The sequence below is a fragment of the Pseudomonas sp. NFACC25 genome (assembly GCF_900100935.1).
Lineage (GTDB): Bacteria > Pseudomonadota > Gammaproteobacteria > Pseudomonadales > Pseudomonadaceae > Aquipseudomonas > Aquipseudomonas marginalis.
Map to the genome: position 1 here is coordinate 360,129 of NZ_FMUC01000001.1, position 20,731 is coordinate 380,859.

Below are 20,731 nucleotides of genomic sequence, written 5' to 3' on the forward strand. Positions count from 1 at the left end.
CTCAGCTCAGGCGAAAGCGTGCGGTGTTATCACTCAACGCCTGGCTGCCCTTGCTCAAGGTGTCCGCCGCACGGTTTACCGCGCGGGCACCGTCCAGCAGGCGCCCGGCGGCCTGGTCGACTTGCTGGATATTGCCGCTCACTTCATCCGCCGTCGCTGCCTGCTCCTCCACGGCCGTGGCGATTTGCGCCAGGGTGTCGGTGACGTTCTGCACCGCGCCGGCAATCTCGCCCAGGCGCGTGCCCAGGCCGGTGACGGACTCGGCATCGGTCAACGCCTGCTCACACGCGGCGCCCATCAGCGTCACCGCCTGGCTCACGGTGGCGCGCAGGCTGTCGACGGTGCCGGCGATCTGCGCCGTCGAGGCCTGGGTGCGTTGCGACAGGCTGCGCACCTCATCGGCGACCACCGCAAAGCCCCGGCCCTGCTCGCCTGCGCGTGCAGCTTCAATGGCGGCGTTAAGCGCCAGCAGGTTGGTCTGCTCGGCGATGCCACGAATGGTGTCGACCACCGATTGAATCTGCTGGCCTTGCTGGCTGACCTGCTGCAAGGCGTCCGAGGTGTCGGTCAGGCGCTGGTTGAGCTGCTGGATGCTGGCGGTGGTACGCTGGCTGTCGCGGCTGCTGTCTTCGGCGATGCGCCGGGTCTGCTGGGCACTGCCCGAGGCCTGTTCGCAGCTGCGCGCGACGCCCATGGACGTGGCGGCCAACTGCGTGGCAGCGGCGGCGATCTGGCTGATCTGGTGCTGCTGGTCTTCGACTTCGCTGAGGGTGCTGCCCGATTGCGAGTTCAGGGTAAGCACCGCCGAGCCAAGCTGCTGGGTTTCGTGATTGACGCCGAGCAGGCTGGTGCGCAATTGCACCACCGCGACGTTCAGCGCGGTGCTGATCGCCGCGAGTTCGTCGCGCCCTTCTACCGTCACGGCCACGCACAGGTTGCCGTCGCGCAGGGACTCGGCCAGCGTAGTGATGCCGCTGGCGCTTCGACGGATGGACGCTTGCAGGCACATGAACAGGTACAGCGCCGCCAACGCCAACAGGCTGAACGTTGCCGCCATCGGTATGAATTGCGTGTTCGCGTGCTCGTGGTAGTAGTCCAGGCGCGCATCCATCGACGTCAGCGACTGAACACGCAACGCGCCAAGCGAGGTAAGCATGGCGTCGATACTGCGCTCGAAACCGGCCGTATCCAGCTTGATGCTGCCGCCGAACACGCCGTCGTCGAGCACTTTGAGTTCGTTATCCAACAACTGCAGGCTGGTGTCGTATTGCGCTGTCCACGGTTCCATCCCGGCGTATTGCTTGGCCTTGAGCGAAGCCGCAGCCTTGACCAGTTGATCCCGCGCATCGCCGATGCGGCTGCGCAAGTCGCGCATCTGCAAACGGCTCTGCAAGGTGAACTGCCCCGAGGAAATCGAGGACTGCCCGACACTGGCCATCCGCCCGATACGCTCGATCAGGTCGGGCGTTTGCTGGGTGCCCATCTGCATGAGCATGTAGGTTTCCAACCAGGGATCGAGGATCAGGCCGGCGTCGAGGGTGATCTGTTCGCGCAGGGCCTGCATCGCCGTCAGCGCGGCGGTGAAGCGGTCGTAGCCATCCGGCCACCAACCCACGGTGCGCAGGGACGCCGAGTCCATGCCCTTGACCGTGGCCTGCAAAGCCTCGAAGCGGGCCAGGACGTCAGCGCCGGCGTTCTGGGTTTTCAGGGCATCACCGAGGGCCTGCAGGCTTTGCAGGATCAGCGGGAAATTGGCATCCACCTTATCCATCGCCGCCTTCGCCGCTGGCGTCGGGGCATGCAGGATGTCCGCCGCTTTCCAGCGCGCAGCCAGGTTACGTTGGACGGTCAATTGGCCATCCAGCGCGTCCAGGGCCAACAGTTGACGAAGGCCGGACTGCTCAGCGGAAATCACGCCTAACTTGTCGCGATAGTCCTGGCCGATCATCCACAGGCTGCCCGCCAGGGGCAGCATGAACAGGAAGAACAGGATCTGGAACTTACGCGCGAAGCCGAAACGTCCGAGCAGGCGGATACCGGGTGATAAAAGGCTGTGCATGTCCACTCCCAAAAACAACCCACGCGTTAGACGGCAGGCGAAGCCTTGAAATGACTAACGGCAAAATGCCATGTCATTGATTAGGTTGGCACTAGCAAGATACGGGCCGCTGCTGCACAGCCCTGAAACAGGGCACGCCACGCGCCAATACGGCCCGAGGCGTGCTCGAAAATGGGGCGAAAGCACCCAGTTGCGACACAGGCATCGTCACCTGCGGAGACGACCACCCGAGGCGCGCACTGAAACGCCCTCAATCACCACAGCCTATCGGCCGCCCATGGGGAGAACTTGAAGGGAGTCCAGCGGCCTATTTACGCCAGCAGTCGGGTAATCCACTGGACCTGCTGGGCGATGGCTTGCGCCTTCGCGTGCGGCACCCGCTGCCGAGCCTGTTCAAAGCCCGCCAGGGTGCGTTTTTTCAGGCGCAACGCACGCTGCCACTTGGCGAGGAACGCCGGGCTGCGGGCCTGCAGGTGCATGGGGCCGAAGTACAGCTCCTCAGCGCTGTACACCACGGGTTCGGCGCGCTCGGCCATGATGATTTCATAGTAGAAGCGGTTTTCGTGCAGCAGCTCCTCACTGAGGATGCGGTAGCCGTTGCTCATCAACCAGTGGCGCAACGGCTGTTCGCCGCCGTTGGGTTGCAGGATCAGACGTTCGCGGCCGCTGAGGTGGGCCTTGCCACTGTCGAGGATGTCGCGGATCGTCTCGCCGCCCATGCCGCACACGCTGATCGCGGTGATCGCGTCCGCCGGCTCTATCGCCGCCAACCCATCGGCCAGGCGCACCGTGACGTGCTGCTCCAGGCCATTGTCGCGCACGGTGCGCTGCGCCGCGTGGAACGGCGTGCTCGCCACCTCGCCCGCCACCGCCGCCTCAATCACGCCACGGCGCATCAAGGCCACCGGCAGGTAGGCGTGGTCCGAGCCGATATCGGCCAGCCGCGCGCCCCTCGGCACCTGCGCGGCCACACGCTCCAGGCGCATGGACAAGGTGTGTTCGTTCAACCTGCGTTCCTTTTTATTCGCCGGAAAATCGATCCCGGCTGTTGGTCAGATGCAACACCATCGCCGCCCTTGCGGCATCCGGGTCCTGGCGCTTGATCGCGTTGAAGATCGCCTCATGCTCCAGGTTCGCCAGTTGCCCGAGCTTGGCAAAGTCCGCCCCGCCGCGCTCGGCGCCCTTCACCTGGGTACGCGGAATCATCGCATTGCCCAGGTGCTGCATGATCTCGGTGAAGAACGTGTTGCCGGTGGCTTCGGCGATCAACTGGTGAAAACGCCTGTCCTCTTCCACGCAGCTGTCGTTGTTGGCCAGCGAGGCCTGGTAGTCGTCGAGAGCGGCGCGCATGTGGGCCAGCTGCGCGTCGGACCTGCGCACGGCGGCCAGCGCCACCGCCTGCACTTCCAGGCCCAGGCGCAGCTCGAGCATGTTGCGCACGCTGGCGACGGTGTCCACATGCAGGCGCAAGCCTTGCTGGGCCTGTTGCGCCAGCACAAAGGTGCCGATGCCATGGCGCGTCTCCACCAGCCCCGAGGCTTGCAGCTTGGACAGGGCCTCGCGCACCACGGTCCGGCTCACCCCATGCTCGAGCACGATGGTGGATTCGGACGGCAGCTTTTCACCGGGCTTCAACTGCCCAAGCAGGATGCGCTGGGTCAGGGCGTCGAGCACGCCTTGGGCCAGGTTGTTGGAGCGTCTACGGACGGGAGGTCCACTATCAATGGGCATCGTTGCGGGTCCACGGGGTTGGGCTGGAGGGAGCTTAACATCCCGATCGGGCACGAGGCGGTGTTGATTCAAAAGCCAGTCAACTTGTATGACAACCAATCTGATGCCTGCCTTACCTCAATCATCGTCACCGTGAAGAACTCGCGACAACCAACCTTCTTTACCCCGCCAAAAACCCCAATAAACATTAATCAAATAACCAAAATACCCGATAACCGTACGGTCTTATAAGAACAAATCACTCACGACCGCATTGCGAATCTCAGAAACTCACTTGTATGATGTCTATCAACAAAACACGCAAACCCGCATAAAAACAATCAGGGGGAGTTTTGAATTGTGAACAATTCAAGCCATGCATCTGCCGCACCAGAAAGTGATCCGGTCCTCGCGCGCGCCGTGAGCAAAGTGAAGGGCCATGTGCTCCCACTGTTCGTGATCATGTTCATCCTCAACTACATCGACCGGGTCAATATCGGCTTTGTGCGCACGCACATGGAACATGACCTGGGCATCGGAGCTGCCGCCTATGGCTTCGGTGCCGGGCTGTTCTTCATCGGCTACGCGCTCTTTGAAGTGCCCTCCAACATGCTGCTGCAAAAGGTCGGCGCGCGCATCTGGCTGACCCGCATCATGTTCACCTGGGGCATCGTCGCCACGCTGATGGCGTTCATCCAGAACGAAACCCACTTCTACATCCTGCGCTTCCTGCTGGGCGTGGCCGAAGCCGGGTTCTTCCCCGGGGTGATCTACTACTTCACGCGCTGGCTGCCGGGGGTTGAGCGCGGCAAGGCCATTGCGATATTCCTCAGCGGCTCGGCGGTGGCCTCGCTGATCTCCGGCCCGCTGTCAGGCGCGCTGCTGCAGATCGAAGGGTTCGGCTTCCACGGCTGGCAATGGATGTTCGCCATCGAAGGCCTGGCCTCGGTGGTGATCGGTTTCTTTGTGTGGTTCTGGCTCGATTCCAAGCCCCACGACGCCAAATGGATGACCCGTGAAGAACAGGATGCGCTGGTCAACGCCATCGACCAGGAACAGCGCGAGCGTGAAGCCCTGACCAGCGTCAAGCCGACCCTCGGCAAGCTGCTCAGGGACCGCCAGATCCTGCTGTTCTGCGCCCTGTACTTCTGCATTCAACTGACGATCTACGCGGCGACGTTCTGGCTGCCGAGCATCATCAAGAAGATGGGTGACCTGAGCGATGTGCAGGTGGGTTTCTTCAACTCGATCCCGTGGCTGATCTCGATCATCGCCATGTACGCCTTCGCGACGCTGTCGGGCAAATTCAAGTTCCAGCAGGCCTGGGTCGCGGCTGCGCTGTTGATTGCCGCAGCAGGCATGTTCATGTCCACCACCGGCGGGCCGATCTTCGCGTTCGTGGCGATCTGCTTTGCGGCCATTGGGTTCAAGTCGGCGTCTTCGCTGTTCTGGCCCATCCCACAGGGCTACCTGGACGTGCGCATCGCCGCAGCCGTGATTGCCTTGATCAACTCCATCGGCAACCTGGGTGGCTTCGTTGCGCCGACCACCTTCGGCTTCCTGGAGCAGACCACCGGCTCGATCCAGGGCGGTCTCTACGGCCTGGCCGGCACCTCGGTGCTCGCCGCGATCCTGGTGTTCTTCGCCAAGACCTCGCCCGCTGCCGCATCGGCCTCGCCGGGCGCCGTGCCCACCGGCGCTGCCATCAGCAAATCTCTCTGAGCCTCTTTAGGAATTAGCCATGAATACTCCCGTCATCACCCACTTCCAGGTCATCCCGGTGGCCGGTCACGACAGCATGCTGCTCAACCTCAGCGGCGCCCACGGACCGTTTTTTACCCGCAACATCGTGATTCTCAAGGACAGCAGCGGCAACACCGGCGTCGGTGAAGTGCCCGGCGGCGAACGCATCCGCGAAACCCTGGAAGACGCGCGCAGCCTGGTGATCGGCCAACCCATCGGCCAGTACCAGCGCGTCCTCAACCAGATGCGCAGCACCTTTGCCTCACGGGATTCGGCGGGCCGTGGCCTGCAAACCTTTGACCTGCGCATCACCATCCATGCCGTCACCGCCATGGAAGCCGCCCTGCTCGACCTGCTGGGCCAGTTCCTCGAAGTGCCGGTGGCTGCCCTGCTCGGCGAAGGCCAGCAGCGTGATGCGGTGAAAATGCTCGGCTACCTGTTTTATGTCGGCGACCGCAGCGCCACCGACCTGGCTTACCGCAACGAAGCCGACAGCGACGATGCGTGGTTTCGCCTGCGCCATGAAACCGCCCTGACCAGCGAGGCCGTGGTGCGCCTGGCCGAAGCCGCCAAGGCCAAGTACGGCTTCAACGACTTCAAGCTCAAGGGCGGCGTATTGAGCGGCGACGCAGAGATCGAAGCCGTCACCGCCCTGGCCGAACGCTTCCCCGATGCACGCATCACCCTCGACCCCAACGGCGCCTGGTCACTGAAAGAAGCCATCCGGCTGTGCCGCGACCAGCACCACGTGCTCGCCTACGCCGAAGACCCATGTGGCGCCGAAAACGGTTACTCGGGGCGCGAAGTCATGGCCGAATTCCGCCGCGCCACCGGCCTGAAAACCGCCACCAATATGATCGCCACCGACTGGCGCGAAATGGGCCACGCGATCCAGCTGCAATCGGTGGACATCCCCTTGGCCGACCCGCACTTCTGGACCCTGCAAGGCTCGGTGCGCGTGGCGCAGATGTGCCATGAGTGGGGCCTGACCTGGGGCTCGCACTCCAACAACCACTTCGATATTTCCCTGGCCATGTTCACCCAAGTGGCCGCCGCCGCCCCGGGCGACATCACCGCCATCGACACCCACTGGATCTGGCAGGACGGCCAACGCCTGACCCGCGAACCGCTGAAAATAGAAGGCGGCTATGTGAAAGTGCCGGCCAAGCCCGGCCTGGGCGTGGACATCGACATGGACGCCGTGGCCAAAGCCCACGAACTGTACAAAGGCATGGGCCTCGGCGCACGGGATGACAGCGTGGCGATGCAGTTCCTGATTCCGGGGTGGCGTTATAACAACAAGCAGCCTTGCCTGGTGCGCTGAAGCGCTGGGTTCTGGGGGCGGCTCGGTCTCCATAACACCATCAATCCCATGTGGGAGGGGGCTTGCTCCCGATGGCGGAGTGTCAGTCGATACATGGCTGGCTGACACACCGCAATCGGGAGCAAGCCCCCTCCCACATGGGTCCTCGGTGTTTTACAAGGGTTGTGGTCGCTCGCTAAACCGCGCGTCAGGGTTTACCGGCCAAAGCCCGCTTTGCTCTTGCAGCTTTCTTGACTGCCACCGCCGCAATCGGCTGCACCGTCAGTTCCACGCCTAACGCCAGCATCAACTTCTGAATCGTCTCATAGCGCGTTTTAGAACCGCCTTTCAGCGTTTTATACAGGCTCTCGCGATTAACCCCCGCAGACTCCGCCACCTTGTTCACGCCCTGGGCCTTGGCGACCTCGGCAAGCGCTTTCATGAGCACCTGCGGGTCTTGAGATTTCATGCTCTGCGCCAGATAAGCGCTGATGGTTTCCGGGCTATCGAGGAAGCGCGACGCTTCATAGACGCTGGTACCGGAGGTATCAAGATCGAGGATCGGCATGTCCTCTGGTTTGAATTTCGATTCGCTCATTTCATCTACCTCTCAGGGCATCAAGGATCTCTTTTGCCCGTTTGATTCCTCTGTTCTGGTCGGTTTTATCACTGCCCCAGAGCATCAGGTAAGCAGTGATGCCCGTACGCACAAAGTAAATTCTGTAGCCGGGCCCGACAAACACACGCATTTCACTCACCCCATCGCCTACAGGTGCACAATCGCCGAAATTGTTTTCCTCGGCTCGGTCTAACCGTGTGAGAACAGCGGTTTTTCCATAAATATCGCTCATGCCGTCGAGCCATGTATCGAACTCCGGCGTCCTGCCGATCAGATGGGTCACAGAATTATTTGTAGCCTACTGGCTACTCCTTGTCGATGCCAGTGAATTTTGAGTCCGGAATACTCCGGAAGAAAAATCCTAGTCCAGCGCTCGCATAAGCAGCCGATCGATACTATTAGCGCCTGTGTCTAACCTTCACCACGCCTCAGCACCTGCGCATTCTCCCGCTATCACGGTGGCTGACACTCCGCCATCGGCGGCAAACTGAGGCGGCAGACGATAGAGATGAAGCCCAAAGAAAACGTCCTGCACAGCCGCTTCACTTTGCGTAAAATGCGAGCCGTTCTCGATCAGGAAAACTCAACCCAGGAAGGGTAACTCTATGCTTGCCTTGAAGTATTCCGAGACGCAGGAAGGCGTTTACTGCCCCAAGAAACGTATGTTCACCCCATTGCATCGGTGCGATTCAGAGCGGATCACGCACACCGCACTGGATGGAGGCACACGCTTCACAGGCCCCTATTTCAAGCTGAAAGCGCTGTCAGCCATGCAACTTGCTGACGCGCCCGAAGCGCAAGAAACCGACCTCACGCCACCAACGGTGCACGTCTGATCAATTTCGCGGGTTCCTGCCTTGGTATCGGAACGCCCCACTGAGTCCGTGAGGCCGTCGCGCCGCCACTGCGGGCCTCAAACGCAAGGAAACCAGGACATGGCAACAGCAAAAACCAAAAAGGCGTTTGTGTATTCGGCATGGGGGCTACTGTTTTTGAGCCTGGTCGGGGTTTTAGTCATACAGGCCTTCCAGGACCCCCCCCAGCCCAGTAAAACCACTTTCCTCAGCGACCTCATCATCGTGACCGCACGAACGACGCCCGGGAATCGAAAGATCGACGAGCATCTAACCTTCGTTCGCGCGGAAGCGGCCAACAGTCACGCCCTCAAGTTCTATTACACGTTGGTCGATTACGATACCCATCCCGAGGACGTTGACTTGGGCGTGATGAAATCAAGCATCACCCAGGCTGTCTGCGCCGCGCAAATGCCAAGGGACCAGTCCATCATTTCATTGGGTGGCACCTTCATTTACATATTCGGCAGCAAAAATGTAAAAGAGGTTGGACGGTTCGAAATCAACAAGCAGAGCTGTAATGGCTAATGAGCTGGCCCCCCTTCAACCGACTCGCTCGAACCGCCGCCGCTTCAGGAACAACCCCACCCCCAACGCCACCGCAAAGATCGACAGCAACCCCAGGTCAGCCCCCCATGGACGGACCTGGCTCGCCGCCACGCAGCCGACCGCCCCCGCCACCACCAGCAGCCCCCCCAGCCACGTGCGAAGCAGGTACGGTTTGACAAACCGATCGAGCAGAAAAAACAGCACCAGGGCCAGGACCAACTGGGTAATGTCAGACATGTGCTTCTCCCGTCAGGTCTTGATGATCAGTGTCGAGGCGCTGCGTTGCGGGCCGATGCCGCCGTTGACCTGCGCTTCGATGCTGACCAGTACGTCGCCGGCATGATAGGTGGGCAGGATTTCATTGGCATACATGCGCACACCCGCGCCAACAGGAACACCCACGTAAGGGGAAGCCACAGCAGAAGTGGCGCCAGCGAAGGCACTGGCGGCCAGGTTGGCGATCCTGGTGCGCTGGGCATTGAGGGTGTCGCCCTGTTGCCGCGTCAGTGGCTTGGAGATGCCGATCATCATCACGCACGGCAGGCTCTTGGCCAACATCTTGTCGTACACCTCGACGACCTTGCTGTTGACCTCGTAATGGGCACTTTTCGCCTCGCCAAAATGCAGCTCGCGCAGGCGTCCGCGTTCGCTGTCGGTGAGGGTGATCTGCGAAACGTTGAACACGATCCCGTGATTGCCCATGTATTGGAACGTCCCTTCGAACTTCATCGCACGCATCCTTTCGAGCCAAAGGCGGGGATTCTCTAGAAGGCGGGCAGTGGATTCAAGGCATAAGAAAGGAAATGAGAAAATAGGGGGTCAGGCCGTTCTCACCTGTCGCGACCTTCCCCCCGGCGCTACTCACGTTCAAGTCCGCTTGGGCAACTTCCAGTTCGGCCGGATGAAGTGGCAGGTATAGCCGTTGGGTATCCGCTCCAGATAATCCTGATGCTCCGGCTCCGCCTGCCAAAACTCCCTGGCGGGTTCAATTTCCGTGACCACAGGCCCCGGCCACAGGTTGGAGGCATCCACGTCAGCCGCAGTATCTTCGGCAATCTCCCGTTGCTGTTCGCTCAGGTAGTAAATCGCCGAACGATAGCTTGGCCCCAGATCATTGCCCTGCCGGTTCGGCGTGCTCGGATCATGGATCTGGAAAAAGAACTCAAGGATCTGCCGGTAGGAAATCACCGCCGGGTCAAACACGATCTCAATCGCTTCAGCATGGTTGCCATGGTTGCGGTAGGTGGCATTCGGCACATCGCCACCGGTATAGCCGACGCGCGTCTGCAGCACGCCGGGGTAGCGTCGCAACAGGTCCTGCATGCCCCAGAAGCAGCCGCCGGCGAGGATGGCGGTTTCGGTTGGGTTGGTCATGGTCTGTCCTTGCGGTTAATGGAGACAGGGATAGTTATGGGGCAATGCTGGGCAATACCAAGTTCAATCAAAGAAAACTGCCCGCCCCTATCGACTCAAGGTTTATTCCTGGAACGAAACGCCGCCACCTTCATCCGGTTGCCGCAGGTCGCCATGCTGCACCAGCGGCGGCGGTGTGATTTGCTCAGGTCATGGAACAACAGCACGCAATCGTGGGCCTCGCACTGCCGGACAAATTCAAACTTATCGTTCGTGACCAAGCCCACCAGCGACTCGGCCACCGGCCCAAGCAGGCTGGCCGGGCGTCCCTCGACAACAACCTCCAGTGATCAACGCAACCCAATGCAGGAGCGAGCTTGCTCGCGAAAAACGTCAACGATAACGCCGCGACTCTGGTTTCCCGCGGAGCTCCAGGATTCTTCGCGCGCCAGCTCGCGCCTACCTTGTAGACATGTCCTACAGCAAGCTGCAGCGCCTTGCCCCGCTGCCTACAGTTGCGTCAGAATCCGCCGGCTTGTGCGCTTGAGTGGGCGTCTCTAAGGTGGCCCGGTCGCTGACAACTCAGTGATCGGGTTTAGTAGCCCGAGGGTCAATTACACTTAGTGCATGAGCTTCATCTATCAGACGTTCCTGTCTGTACCTGATGGTGGCTGTGCGTAGGGCGCCTTCGGGTGCGCCGGCTTTGTGTAATTCCCCGGTCTACTAACCTGCGTACAGCTGCCACCCTTCTTGTGTAGTAGCGAAAGGGTGTCAGCCTCATTCAGGAATTACACCATGTTCAAAATAACGCCTAATCCTCCGAACGGCCCCGACCTGAAACTGAATCAGGCGGCGCATCGTGCGATTGATCACTACCTCAACGCGGGCGCCGAACCGCCAGGGCCGCCTCCTCCACCTTCGACTACGCTGTTCAGCGTTGCGGACGATGTCAGCCGTGAAGTGCTGATTGCCAATAGCTATGAGACTTTTTCTTCGGTGACTGCGTTGTTGCTGGACCTGTCGGATGAGCTGACGGGGAAGCAGCGGGATGTGGCGTTGGCGATTCATCAACTCAGCGAGTTGGGAGTGTTGCTGATAGATAAGTTGATGGAGCAGAAAGTTGCGGTAGCTGGCAGCTAACCTTTCAATACTCCGATAGATCGCCGAACCGTTGTGGCACCTCTACGGCGACTCGGCGATTTTCTTCGGCCTTGTTGCGCTCCAAATCGAGAGCACTGAAAACTCAAACTCCGCTAGTTCAACTAGAGGGCCATGGCTACACGAAAATAAGAATTCCCATTCGCCAACTCTCCACTATGAACAACCGCTTTTGACCAAACTTGAGAAACCAACATCTCAAATTTAAGCGCTTTGTCACTCGCTTGAGTTAGCTGTCAAAATGCACATTCAGAATGAGTATTTCACAACCGCTCCCCACAACCACATCAGCAAGCTAAATCCCATACACGCCACGAACATGACCGTACATGCACGGAATTCCAAGTTTTTCAAAAAAACGATCTGCAAATGCGACGGCACTCACAATTGCCCATCGAGCACAACCCGCCCCAAGCACTTTATCCGGATAAAAGGGGTTGCCAGGCCCGGTCAGCCTATTAGGCTCAAATCTTCCGCGAAGCTTCTTCTCAAACTTATGCTCGGCGCCTTTATTCTCTTCAGTGTCGCTGGAGTTGAGTATGGTCTCGGGCTCATAGTGAACTAGAGCATTTCGAAGTTCAACGAGCAGCTTCACGTCCTGATAGGGACTAGCGTCCCTCGAAAGTTCTGGCTTCGAATTCAACTCAAGTGCCAACTCGTATTTTTCAAGCATTGTTGCTCGCTTGAGTGGGGACTTCCTCCATAAAGTGGCCATGACTGCACTACTTTGAAGACCTTCGATCCGTGCCGAATCGAAACCTTCACTGCAATCAGCCCATAGTTCGTTAATTACCGCCTCTAAGAACGCAACTGACAGCATAATGCTGGTCACCACACAGGCCGTGTGCTCGCGCAGACCTTCATTCGAAGCGGAGTCTCCAAGAGTCAACAAGGGTTCAAGCACAACGGCCCTCTGTGAGAACAAAGCAGCCGCAGACAAATGGGATATTGACAGATAGTGCCTAGATGAAATGCTAACATATGATGCGACGGCCACAGCAACTTCCTTATAGACAAATAGAATTCTTGAGGTTTTATCCCTGATTACCCACTCAAGCCAGAGCGCATTATATACAGAGCCTAACATCAAGGGAATCACCCTCTACAAGTACAAAATTAAACCTTGGAAAATAACTAACCCCCCAAGCTCTTCCCCAACGCAATCGTTACAACCCGAATAATTAAACAAACTCCACTTCCAACATTACAATCAAGTGAAAATTCAACACCATTAAAACTAATAAAAATTTTTAACGCAATATTTGAGACCTACCAAAAAGATCCATCAATAGGCCTAGCACTGCAAAGATATAGAAAATAGAGTCAGACCACTATTGACTTTTTATTAAAAAAGCGCTCTCAACTCGTTTTTAGACATTTTTTAGTGGATCAGTTGATGGAGTGCAAGGTTACTGGGGCGGGTGGTTAATCCTTCATAAATCAATAGATAATAGAGTCATTGTGCGCCCTCTACAACGACTCGCGATTTTCTTGGGCCTTGGTACCTTCCAGATAGAGCGCGTTGAAATTTTACATTCCGCCAATTCGACTGAAGTGTCATGACAAAACAAAATTGAAATTTTCAATCGTCAGCGGTGAAGGGCCACTTCCGACCCAAAGCGGATATTGACACCAGATAAATAACAGTCACCCCAAGCATTTATATGCTTAGGATAATTGACCAAGGAAATTTATCTTTTACAATACTTCCACCAAATCAAATTCCTCTACCACCAGCTCCATAGACTCGTCGAATGAGCCCTCTCTTTGGAAAAAATCTTTATGACCCTGCATCCAGTAACTGAGACTGAGATCCCCTTCACCTTCCTTCCTTGCAAGATCTTGATCTACATCGCAGTAACGAATTATGCGCATCGAAATGACTCTAACGACACATACAGGTTCGTCCTTACTGTTGAGAATAATGCTGTAACCACCAATAGTGGGTGACTTATCTTCATGCTTGAATGACGAGAGCGAGCTACAGCTAGCCGTTTTTATTCCTTTAGCAACAAGCTCAGCCAGCTCATCTGCCATTTCTGGAGTATCCCCAAATGACCATGCAATGGCACCGGGGTACGTAATTTCTAAATCATCAACTATGCTCATAACTAAATCCCGTCAAACCATATTATTGGCTATATCGCTGGCATTCATGAATCGTCAGGGCCTATGCGAAAGTCAGTTGCTGAAATTCTTTATCCGAATCCAACGTCGGCTCTTCGGACCAGGTATTACACGTAAACTCTTTGGTAGGTGACCGAATCTTTCAGATCCAGGTAAAAGTAGCATTCGAGACAACTGACGGGTGGCTTTTTTGGCCGGAAGAGGACCGGCCTACACACAAAAAATCTGACGGTCCCTCGATCAGTCCCGCGGAGTCTGGCCAGTCGAACTTCCAATGCTCGCGAGAAAAATCCTAGTGTCCCGATTAGACCGCAGATAAACCACGCGGCAAGCTGAGGGCGCAGTTGCGACGAGTTGCTGCATTTTTGCGCGCGCTGATCTTTTCGTCCGCCACATGAACCTAAAAAACTCCGGCAGGTTCGCCAGCAGTTCAGGGCAGTTATGCGGCAGGTCAGGCCGAGACTGACCGCGTTGGAGCAGCGTTCTGCGCAGTACGCGCAAGAATCGAAGCGTCGCCGAACGATCAATCCATATCAAAAGATCTGCACGGGCCATCCGGTTGTCCCAAGTGGCTGAATGACCACCTTCGAATATCCAGCAATCACGGGCCTCGACCTCGAGACAAAGCTGCGTCTTCTCGTCCCGGCTTCGTTCTATCCAACCTGGCTGCCAGTGGATAGTGTCGATATGAACGACCGGCAAGCCCGTGAGCTGACCAAGCTTACTTGCCAAAGTGCTTTTGCCTGACCCAGGTTGACCAACAATCATCACCCGTTGCATCGAAGCACCTTCTCGCTATTCAAGCTGATTTTTTGGGGTGGCGATTTTACGTCAATGCCTATATCGGTCAACAACAAGGGGGCATAGCGACAGACAGCTTTCGCCCAGAAGACTTCAATCAACTGGAGGGCATGGGTTGGTTGGAACGTACCAGTGGGCTGCGGAGTCGAGATGAACGTGTTCCTGCTTTCGAGGCAAGAAGGGCGTATCAAGCGTACCCAGTGCTATTGAAACCCAACTGGCAAACTCGCCTTGAGACCGTGACCAGAACAAAGCCGAACCACACTGCACGCAGAACTCGCGTGATACCGTCGCTGAAGATGCATAGGATTTGATATGGATGGAGTCGCTAAGTATTTGCAGCGCGCTGCGCGGAACACTGCCGTAAGAAGCAAATGCCGCCCCATGACCTTTGCGACACTGGCTGCAATGACAATGACTCACTGCTTTCGGTCTGGTGGATAGCTCGTAACTGACGGCGGCACATAAGCAGCTTCCTTGGTACACCTCTGTCATACGCTCTTCCATGCATGCAAAAGTGCCAGCGTAGCCCTACCTGTCTAATCAGTCGAGCGACGGCTATTGGCCGATTCTGTTGAAAACAGTCGGCCATGGTTTCCGCAGTTGAAAAGTACGCGCCCGACGTTGAAATCTTTACTTTCGGCTGAGGTGCCCACAGGCGGATTTAAAATAGCAGCGTGTAAAAAAGGCGTTTTCACCGGTCAATAATCAGGCAGTTTCGGATGACCGACTTTTTCAACAGCATTGGCCGAAAGCAGCTCCCCTATAAACACCAACCTAAGAACACCCGCGTCCATCCGTCGCATCCCCCACCCTCCCCCTCCAGCCCCCACCCAACCTGCCGATAACCCTACTAACCACATGCCTACCCCCGCATCCCCACCCGACCGAGCCCACCCTATGAACCCACTCTCCCTCCTGAAAAAATCCCGGCCCGCTCGCCAAGGCACCACCACCCTCACCAGCACCGCCAACAACCTGGACGCCGCACTCACGGCCCTGCGTATCACCCCCACCCTGATCACCGGTTTCATCTCCCCCCACCTGGACATCGACGCCATCGCCGCCAAGCTCAAGCGCCGTTTCCCCCAGTCCACCCTCAGCCTGTGCACCACCTCCGGCGAGCTGTGCAATGCGCCCGGTTCGTTGTATTGCGCCACGGGCGAGCGCTGGGACCGGGTGGTGTTGCAGTTGTTCGACGACAGTCTGATCGCCTCGGCCGAGGTGGTGATGGTGCCGCTGGAGTGTGAGGACATTCGCGGTGGCGGCACTCGCCTGGGGATGCAGGAGCGGATTGCCAAGTTGGTGGCGAATATCAAGCGGGTGCAGGTACGTACGTCGATCGATCATCGCGATACCTTGGCGTATGTGGTGTTCGATGGGTTGTCGGCGTCGGAGTCGTTTTTCATGGAGGCGCTGTATGAGTCGGGGCGGTTTCCGTGTTTGTTTGTGGGGGGATCGGCCGGGGGTAAGTCGGATTTCCAGAAGACGCTGATTCATGACGGCCAGCGCAGTTATCAGAACCATGCGCAGATTGTGTTCCTGAAGACGGCGGCCCATGTGCGGTTTGGGGTGTTCAAGAGCCAGAACTTCAAGGCGGCGGATTTGACCTTCAGTGTGCTGACGGCGTCGGTGGAGGACCGCACGATTGACCAGGTGATCGACAGCAGCGGCAATATCAAGAGCATGGTGCAGGCGCTGTGTGATGCGTTCAGTTGCGCGCCCCAGGCGTTGGAGTCGAAGCTGGCGGATTATTCGTTTGCGATTCGGGTGGGCAGTGAGTTGTTTGTGCGGTCTATCGCGCGTATCGATTATGAGCAGCAGATCGTGCAGTTGTTTTGCGACGTGGCGCCGGGCGAGGAGTTGGTGATGGTGCGGCGGACGCCATTGCGGGAGGCGACGCGCCTGGATTATGAGCAGTTCCTGCGTGGCAAGGGTGGCCAGCCGGTGGCAGGGATTTTGAATGACTGCATTCTGCGCCGGCTGAATAACGGCGCCGAGCTGGGCAGCATGGCCGGCATTTTTGGGGATGTGCCGTTGGCGGGGTTTTCGACCTTCGGGGAGATTCTGGGCCTGAACCTGAACCAGACGCTGACGGCGATTTTCTTCTTTCGGGTGGCCAAGGGTGCGAGTTTCAGTGATGAGTACGTGGACAATTTCATCGCCCATTACGGCGAGTTCAAGGCGTTTTTCCTACGGCGTCAGGTGAAGAAGCTGGCGGGGTTGAACCATGTGGTGGTCAAGCAGATTACCGCATTCAAGAACAATGACTTCACCGACACCCTGAATACCCGAGGCCTGGACCGCAATATCCTGCCAGTCTTCGAGGGCCTGGCCGACTTGGGCCTGGTGTTGGCCCAGGCCGAGCGTCAGCAGGAGGACATCGCTTCGCAGCTCAAGCATTACTCCGGCGAGTTGCACGCCTCGATGGATGAACTGGTGGGCACGATTGGCCAGCAGAACAGCGTGTCTGCCCAGGCAGGGGCCACGGTGGAGGGGCTGTCGAGCCAGGCGGATGTCGCGGTGCAGGGGGCGCGCACGCTGGCGGGGTCGAGTTTGCGTATCCAGTCGATTGTGCAGGTGATCCAGCAGATCGCCGGGCAGACCAACCTGCTGGCACTCAATGCCGCGATTGAAGCGGCGCGCGCCGGCGACCTGGGCCGGGGTTTTGCGGTGGTGGCGGACGAGGTGCGCAAGCTGGCGGAAATCACGCGCAAGAATGCGGCGGAAATTGGTGTGGATATCGACTTGTTGTCGAGTGAGATCCAGCGGGTGGCCCAGCAGATTGAAGACCAGTCCACCGGGGTCGGTGCGCTGCGGGAGATGCTGGATGTGCTGGAGGCGTCGAGCCGAGCAACTGAGGGTACGGCGCAACGGACCAAGACCATTGCGGATACGTTGACGGGGTTGACCCATGGGTAGGCGCTAACGGCAGGTAAAAAACGGCGCGGGGCTCATGGCACTGAACGGGGGATTCAGTGCATGATGCGTCGCTCATATCAAGGACGATAACAACCGTGAAAAACGCCCTCGCCGCCCTGCTATTGCCGTGCCTGACCGCTCCAGCCTTCGCCGCCGAAAACCCCGTCGGCTTCAAGACCGTCACCCTGCCTGATGCGCAAGACAAGCGTCCACTTGAGCTGGTCGTCTGGTACCCCGCCACCACCACCGCCAAACCCACCCTGATCGCCGACAACGCGGTGTTCATCGGTGCCCTCGCCGTACCCGACGCGCCGCCGGCTGCCGGCGAGCATCCGCTGGTGGTGCTCTCCCACGGCTACGGCGGTAACTGGGGCAAGCAGGTGTGGCTGGCCAGTGCGCTGGCGCATCAGGGCTACATCGTGGCGGCGGTCAACCACCCCGGCACCACCACCCAGGATCGCAACCCGCAAACCGCCGCGCAGTTATGGCAACGCCCGGCCGACCTGAGCCGCGTGATCGACGCGGTATTGGCCCAGCCGAAGCCATTTGGCGCGGTCGCGAATGGCCAGATTGCCGCCGTGGGCCATTCCCTGGGCGGCTGGACCGTGCTGGAACTCGCCGGGGCGCGCTTCGACCCCGAGCTGTTCAGCCGCGACTGCAGCATCCACCCCAAGCTCGGCGGTTGCATCGGCTACCAGGAGATGAACCCCGCCGGCACGCCAGAAGGTAAAGCGCGCTTGGCGGCGGATTTGAGCGACAAGCGCGTCACCGCCATCGTGTCCCTGGACCTGGGCCTGTCCCGCGGCTTCACCGACGCCAGCCTGGCTGCATTGCCGGTACCAGCGCTGGTGATTGCGGGGGGTGTGCCGTCGGAGGATATGGACCCGCAGCTGGAGTCCGCCGACATGGTCAAGCGGCTGCCTGAAGCAACGACGAAGTACGTGGAGATCGCCGACGCTACGCACTTCAGCTTTATGTCGATCTGCAAGCCGGGGGGCATGGCGCTGATCGAGGAGAGTTCACCGGGCGACGGCATGATTTGCCGCGATGGTGAGGGGGCTCGGCCACGGGCGGTGATTCAGCAGCAGGTGGTGGGGCTGATCAGTGAGTTTTTGGGGCGCAAAGCGCCTAACTAAAGAAAAGGCTATTCAAGAAAAAACGAATCAAATACGATGCATAAGTGTATTAACCCTCACAAATGCATTGTATAGGATGCAAACACTGTGGACGATTTAGGTTTCCTGATCAAAAACCTGCGAAAGGCGGCTGGCCTTTCCCAAAGCCAGCTCGCACTTCGGCACGGTATGAGTCGTGCAACCATCTCCGGAATCGAGAACAACACCATCCCCGAAGTGGGAATTCGCAAGGTGGCTGCGATCCTTGAAGGGTTAGGGTACGAGTTAACCGCGACACCTAAGCGTCGACGCAAAACGCTGGATGAACTGAAAGCAGAAAACGTCCATGACTAGACAAAGCGATCGGCTGCACATCGGCGCCAGCGGCGTGTATGCCGGAATACTCGGGCGCAGTGAAGAAAACCAGCGCGATTCGGTGTTTTCATATAACCAGGCAGTCACCGAAAAGAACGCGGTTTCGCTGACCATGCCCGTGCGCCTGGAGAGCTACATCTGGGCGTATGGCATCCATCCCCTGTTTGAGATGCATCTCCCCGAAGGCCACCTGAAAGCGGAGCTTGTGAGACGTTTCAGCAAGTCCGTGCGAGGTTTTGATGACTTCGCATTGCTGGGTATCGTCGGCCCCCATCAGTTGGGCCGAATCAGCGTCGCCCGAGCCACTGCGGATGAGTTACTACCTGAAATAAAACTCTCCGAGCTGCTCGTGTATGACGGGGCGAAAGATCTGTTCGACGACCTGATGAAAACCTACGCAGCCTACTCAGGCGTTTCTGGCGTTCAGCCGAAGGTACTGGTGCGCGACGCTGACGATACGAATCCTGACGTTGCGCGTCTCACCCATCGTGGCGCTACGCACTTGGTGAAGGCCTTCAATGATTCAGACTTCGCGCAACTGGCGGCCAATGAGTTTTTCTGCATGCGCGCGGCACTTCATACAGGCCTTGAAGTGCCTGAATGCCAGTTGAGTCAGCAGGGTAAGTTTCTGGTGGTCAAACGGTTCGATATCGGTGACAGCGCCTACCTTGGTTTTGAGGATATGTGCGTCTTATCCGGATGGGGGACAGATAAAAAGTACGACGGCAGCTACCAGGGCTGCGCGAAGTTGATCAAGACTTACGTCTCTCCTTCTCTTGTGACTAAGGCACTTGAGGACTTCTTTATGATGGTGGCGCTCTGCGCTGGCATACAAAATGGAGACGGGCACTTGAAAAACTTTGGCCTGCTCTATGAGAACTGCGCAGAAGATGCCGATATTTGGCTCGCGCCGGCTTACGACCTTGTGACGACCACGGTGTACCAAGTCAACGATATTATGGGTCTGTTGCTCGGTGGCTCAAAGGCTTGGCCAAAACGTAAGATGCTGGTCCAGTTCGGGCGCAGTTCGTGCAATTTGACAGAGGCTCGTTGCAATGAATTGCTCGCCAGAGTCCACAGCGGCATGAGCCGTGCAATGGTGGAGCTTTCGGACTATCGAAGCACCCACCCGGAATTTGATGTTGTTGGGGAAAAGATGACCGCTGCATGGGCGACAGGGCTGGCGAGGAGTATTGAGCCGCCGTGATTTTGCTTGCCTGGTATATGTCGTTCTTCAAGCCGGGGGGCATGGCCGAGGCCGGTGATTCAGCAGCACGGCTGACTATTTATCGTTTTAACGCTATTGAACTGCGGAGCGAACATGCAAGAAAGTAAACACCCGAAGGGACTTGGCGGTTGGTTGATCGTGGTTGGCTTGGGCCTGTTTATAGCCTTGGCGCGCCTGGGTTATGCCCTTATCGCGGTGTATTACCCAATATTCGCAGATGGCTCGTTCAGCATCCTCACCTCATCCGGCACGACGATGACTAACGCCCTGTGGGGCGCGATCCTGATTTCAGAAACCCTCGTCAATGCAGTCTTTATCGCGGCCTTTGGTTATTTGGTTTACCTGTTCTTCTGCGAACATTATTTATTCCCCAAGGTTTATATCGTCACGCTCATCGCCTCGGCTGTTTACGTTCCACTTGATGCATGGTTCAGCTCGCTTGTTCTGGTGGATGAACCCATATTCGACTACAACACGACCAAGGAAACCGTCCGCGGATTGGTGTCCACCTCGATCTGGGTCCCCTACATACTGTTCTCCAAAAGGGTCAAGGCAACGTTTGTCCAACACCGGCCGGTTGCGGCGCAAGCGCCGGGCATCGTCAGCCCTTGACGCGGTGAGCATCGAGCGCCTGCCGGATGACTGGCAGGCTGCCAAGGCGATGCCGCTGAACTACGCAGCCCCCTCACATCGATAGCACTGATGATTACTATCGAACCGCTCGCCTATAGGGTGGCCAGGCCCGATTCCTATAATCGCCTCCCAATTCTTCCCCTTCGCCTGGCCTCAGGCGACATCCCCCTTGGAACCCAGCA

At 58.0% G+C, this 20,731-nt stretch carries 23 protein-coding genes and 1 pseudogene; 11 read left to right on the top strand and 13 right to left on the bottom strand.

All coding sequences use genetic code 11. From position 1 onward, the window contains the following. Position 1: 1 nt before the first annotated feature. The 3 genes from BLQ09_RS01745 to BLQ09_RS01755 form a co-directional block, all read right to left on the bottom strand. Positions 2-2,059 (bottom strand): methyl-accepting chemotaxis protein, encoded by a 2,058-nt coding sequence (locus BLQ09_RS01745; protein ID WP_027604029.1) that lies wholly within the window; start codon positions 2,057-2,059, stop codon positions 2-4. A 311-nt stretch (positions 2,060-2,370) separates the two neighbouring features. Then, positions 2,371-3,066: a tRNA (adenine(22)-N(1))-methyltransferase gene (locus BLQ09_RS01750; protein ID WP_027604028.1), complete on the bottom strand. Its 696-nt coding sequence runs from the start codon at positions 3,064-3,066 to the stop codon at positions 2,371-2,373. A 13-nt stretch (positions 3,067-3,079) separates the two neighbouring features. Next, positions 3,080-3,790, bottom strand: coding sequence for a FadR/GntR family transcriptional regulator (locus BLQ09_RS01755; RefSeq protein WP_027604027.1), 711 nt, complete (start codon positions 3,788-3,790; stop codon positions 3,080-3,082). Positions 3,791-4,129: 339 nt separating this feature from the next. Here BLQ09_RS01755 and BLQ09_RS01760 point away from each other — a divergent pair, with 339 nt between their 5' ends. Both BLQ09_RS01760 and gudD read left to right on the top strand, forming a co-directional pair. Then, complete coding sequence (locus BLQ09_RS01760; protein WP_027604026.1) at positions 4,130-5,491, top strand: MFS transporter; 1,362 nt, start codon at positions 4,130-4,132, stop codon at positions 5,489-5,491. Between the two features lie 19 nt (positions 5,492-5,510). Further along, positions 5,511-6,836 (top strand): glucarate dehydratase, encoded by a 1,326-nt coding sequence (gene gudD, locus BLQ09_RS01765; RefSeq protein ID WP_092354974.1) that lies wholly within the window; start codon positions 5,511-5,513, stop codon positions 6,834-6,836. 187 nt (positions 6,837-7,023) lie between these two features. On the opposite strand, the gene BLQ09_RS01770 is transcribed toward gudD, so the two are convergent. Both BLQ09_RS01770 and BLQ09_RS01775 read right to left on the bottom strand, forming a co-directional pair. After that, a complete protein-coding gene (locus BLQ09_RS01770; protein ID WP_092354977.1) occupies positions 7,024-7,413 on the bottom strand; it encodes an addiction module antidote protein in 390 nt (129 codons plus the stop codon). Between the two features lies 1 nt (position 7,414). Beyond that, a complete protein-coding gene (locus tag BLQ09_RS01775; protein ID WP_027604023.1) occupies positions 7,415-7,717 on the bottom strand; it encodes a type II toxin-antitoxin system RelE/ParE family toxin in 303 nt (100 codons plus the stop codon). A 322-nt stretch (positions 7,718-8,039) separates the two neighbouring features. Between BLQ09_RS01775 and BLQ09_RS01780 the strand changes: the two genes are divergently transcribed. Beyond that, positions 8,040-8,270: a hypothetical protein gene (locus BLQ09_RS01780; protein WP_092354980.1), complete on the top strand. Its 231-nt coding sequence runs from the start codon at positions 8,040-8,042 to the stop codon at positions 8,268-8,270. A 99-nt stretch (positions 8,271-8,369) separates the two neighbouring features. After that, positions 8,370-8,816 carry a hypothetical protein gene (locus BLQ09_RS31435; RefSeq protein WP_092354983.1) on the top strand — a complete coding sequence of 149 codons (447 nt, stop codon included), beginning with the start codon at positions 8,370-8,372 and terminating at the stop codon, positions 8,814-8,816. 15 nt (positions 8,817-8,831) lie between these two features. On the opposite strand, the gene BLQ09_RS01790 is transcribed toward BLQ09_RS31435, so the two are convergent. The 4 genes from BLQ09_RS01790 to BLQ09_RS01805 form a co-directional block, all read right to left on the bottom strand. Beyond that, a complete protein-coding gene (locus BLQ09_RS01790; RefSeq protein WP_027604020.1) occupies positions 8,832-9,074 on the bottom strand; it encodes a hypothetical protein in 243 nt (80 codons plus the stop codon). A 12-nt stretch (positions 9,075-9,086) separates the two neighbouring features. Next, the gene (locus BLQ09_RS01795; RefSeq protein ID WP_092354986.1) at positions 9,087-9,566 is read right to left on the bottom strand and encodes a hypothetical protein; all 480 of its coding nucleotides are present in this window, start codon (positions 9,564-9,566) and stop codon (positions 9,087-9,089) included. A 138-nt stretch (positions 9,567-9,704) separates the two neighbouring features. After that, positions 9,705-10,211, bottom strand: coding sequence for a peptide-methionine (S)-S-oxide reductase MsrA (gene msrA, locus BLQ09_RS01800; protein ID WP_092354989.1), 507 nt, complete (start codon positions 10,209-10,211; stop codon positions 9,705-9,707). 95 nt (positions 10,212-10,306) lie between these two features. Then, positions 10,307-10,492 carry a CGNR zinc finger domain-containing protein gene (locus tag BLQ09_RS01805; RefSeq protein WP_371914481.1) on the bottom strand — a complete coding sequence of 62 codons (186 nt, stop codon included), beginning with the start codon at positions 10,490-10,492 and terminating at the stop codon, positions 10,307-10,309. A 493-nt stretch (positions 10,493-10,985) separates the two neighbouring features. Here BLQ09_RS01805 and BLQ09_RS01810 point away from each other — a divergent pair, with 493 nt between their 5' ends. After that, entirely contained in the window at positions 10,986-11,330 is a 345-nt protein-coding gene (locus BLQ09_RS01810) for a DUF6124 family protein (protein ID WP_092354992.1), read from the top strand. A 313-nt stretch (positions 11,331-11,643) separates the two neighbouring features. On the opposite strand, the gene BLQ09_RS01815 is transcribed toward BLQ09_RS01810, so the two are convergent. The 4 genes from BLQ09_RS01815 to BLQ09_RS01830 form a co-directional block, all read right to left on the bottom strand. Next, positions 11,644-12,435 (bottom strand): hypothetical protein, encoded by a 792-nt coding sequence (locus BLQ09_RS01815; RefSeq protein ID WP_227432253.1) that lies wholly within the window; start codon positions 12,433-12,435, stop codon positions 11,644-11,646. Positions 12,436-13,046: 611 nt separating this feature from the next. Next, positions 13,047-13,457, bottom strand: coding sequence for an ASCH domain-containing protein (locus BLQ09_RS01820; protein ID WP_092354998.1), 411 nt, complete (start codon positions 13,455-13,457; stop codon positions 13,047-13,049). Positions 13,458-13,715: 258 nt separating this feature from the next. Beyond that, complete coding sequence (locus tag BLQ09_RS31440; RefSeq protein ID WP_092355001.1) at positions 13,716-14,255, bottom strand: P-loop NTPase family protein; 540 nt, start codon at positions 14,253-14,255, stop codon at positions 13,716-13,718. A 114-nt stretch (positions 14,256-14,369) separates the two neighbouring features. Next, entirely contained in the window at positions 14,370-14,771 is a 402-nt protein-coding gene (locus BLQ09_RS01830; protein ID WP_092355004.1) for a GFA family protein, read from the bottom strand. A gap of 405 nt (positions 14,772-15,176) precedes the next feature. On the opposite strand from BLQ09_RS01830, the pseudogene BLQ09_RS31785 reads away from it, so the two are divergent. The 6 genes and pseudogenes from BLQ09_RS31785 to BLQ09_RS01855 form a co-directional block, all read left to right on the top strand. Then, positions 15,177-16,331 (top strand): annotated as a pseudogene (locus tag BLQ09_RS31785) (FIST signal transduction protein); the annotation flags it as partial. Between the two features lie 372 nt (positions 16,332-16,703). Then, on the top strand, positions 16,704-17,198 hold the full coding sequence (locus BLQ09_RS31790; RefSeq protein ID WP_371263349.1) for a methyl-accepting chemotaxis protein: 495 nt from the start codon (positions 16,704-16,706) through the stop codon (positions 17,196-17,198). Between the two features lie 95 nt (positions 17,199-17,293). Next, positions 17,294-18,334 (top strand): alpha/beta hydrolase family protein, encoded by a 1,041-nt coding sequence (locus tag BLQ09_RS01840; protein WP_092355010.1) that lies wholly within the window; start codon positions 17,294-17,296, stop codon positions 18,332-18,334. Between the two features lie 87 nt (positions 18,335-18,421). After that, positions 18,422-18,667, top strand: coding sequence for a helix-turn-helix domain-containing protein (locus BLQ09_RS01845; protein WP_027604011.1), 246 nt, complete (start codon positions 18,422-18,424; stop codon positions 18,665-18,667). Next, positions 18,660-19,895 (top strand): type II toxin-antitoxin system HipA family toxin, encoded by a 1,236-nt coding sequence (locus tag BLQ09_RS01850; RefSeq protein ID WP_027604010.1) that lies wholly within the window; start codon positions 18,660-18,662, stop codon positions 19,893-19,895. Before BLQ09_RS01845 ends, BLQ09_RS01850 begins: the two co-directional genes overlap by 8 nt. Before the next feature lie 114 nt (positions 19,896-20,009). Further along, complete coding sequence (locus BLQ09_RS01855; RefSeq protein WP_027604009.1) at positions 20,010-20,528, top strand: DUF2569 domain-containing protein; 519 nt, start codon at positions 20,010-20,012, stop codon at positions 20,526-20,528. Positions 20,529-20,731: the final 203 nt, after the last annotated feature.